Origin of the sequence: Falsihalocynthiibacter sp. BN13B15 (assembly GCF_041205415.1) — a bacterium.
GTDB classification, from domain to species: domain Bacteria; phylum Pseudomonadota; class Alphaproteobacteria; order Rhodobacterales; family Rhodobacteraceae; genus Falsihalocynthiibacter; species Falsihalocynthiibacter arcticus.
The window spans coordinates 1-1,309 of record NZ_JBGFCE010000052.1 but is presented as its reverse complement, the minus strand read 5'-3'; the positions used below and the strand labels follow the sequence as shown (position 1 = coordinate 1,309).

General features: G+C 54.5%; 1 protein-coding gene and 1 pseudogene. Both read left to right on the top strand.

The annotated features are described in order from the left end of the window. A pseudogene (locus tag AB9F26_RS22075) lies at positions 1–188 on the top strand (xanthine/uracil/vitamin C permease); the annotation flags it as partial. A 62-nt stretch (positions 189–250) separates the two neighbouring features. Beyond that, positions 251–1,309: guanine deaminase (gene guaD / locus AB9F26_RS22070; RefSeq protein ID WP_369769107.1), on the top strand; the 1,059-nt coding region annotated here is incomplete at its 3' end.

Genomic DNA, 1,309 nt, shown 5'->3' with positions numbered 1-1,309 from the left:
CTTTCGGAATGTCGCTGGTTGGGATCATTCATGCGGCGAGTCTGCATATGCCAGACTTCAACGCTGTTAGCATGGGCTATTTGATCGCGGCCGTGTTCTTGTATGTTTACCCGATTTTCCACAAGGAAGACGCATTGCAAAACGAGAACTTGCCGATGGATGAGCCCCAAGCGACTCCTGGCGAATAAACCATAAACAGGGCAGGGGGCGGGCTTACCTGACCCCTGCCAAACTTTCAAAGGCACAATATATGACCACGAAACACCTGCTCTTGCGCGGACGCATTCTGACCTTCACCGCCGAGCCTTCGGGCCCCGAAGACACCGACACATATTCCTATATCGAGGATGGTGCGTTGCTGATTGCCGACGGCATGATCACGGCCTCTGGCCCTTATGATGTGGTCTCCGCACAGGCGAGAGGCGCCAAGGTTGTCGATCATCGCCCCAATATTCTGATGGCGGGTTTTATCGACACCCATATCCATTTCCCACAAGTACAGGTGATTGCCTCATGGGGTGCGCAATTGCTCGACTGGCTGAACACCTACACCTTCCCTGAGGAAACCCGTTTTGCCGATCCAAGCCATAGCACCCAAATGGCGGGGCGTTTCTACGATCAACTGATTGACCACGGCACCACAACCGCGGTGGCCTATTGCTCGGTCCACAAAACCTCGGCGGATGCGTTTTTTACCGAGGCGGAACGGCGCAACATGCGGATGATTGGCGGCAAAGTGATGATGGATCGCAATGCCCCTGATGGTCTGCGCGATACGCCCCAAAGCAGCTATGACGATACCAAAGCGTTGATTGATCAATGGCATGGCAAAGGCCGCGCCCATTATGCGATCACGCCGCGTTTTGCCATTACTTCAACGCCGGAGCAACTTGAAATGGCGGGAGCGTTGGTCGCCGCAAACAGCGATTGCTACGTGCAAACCCACCTATCCGAGAACCACGACGAAATCGCCTATACCGCCGAATTGTACCCCGACGCGCGGGATTATCTCGATGTGTATCAGTCCCATGGTTTGCTAAGTCCAAAGATGCTTTTGGGCCACTCCATCCACCTAAATCCACGCGAGATTGATGCGCTGGTCGAGACGGGGGCGCATCCTGTTTTCTGTCCGACGTCGAACCTTTTCCTGGGCAGTGGGTTGTTTGATGATGCGGGATTACGCGCGCGCGGTATTACCAATGCGATTGCCACCGATGTTGGCGCGGGAACAAGCTATTCGATGTTGCAAACCCTGAACGAGGGATACAAGGTTTTGCAGTTGCAAAATCAATCCCTGCACCCGCTGCGG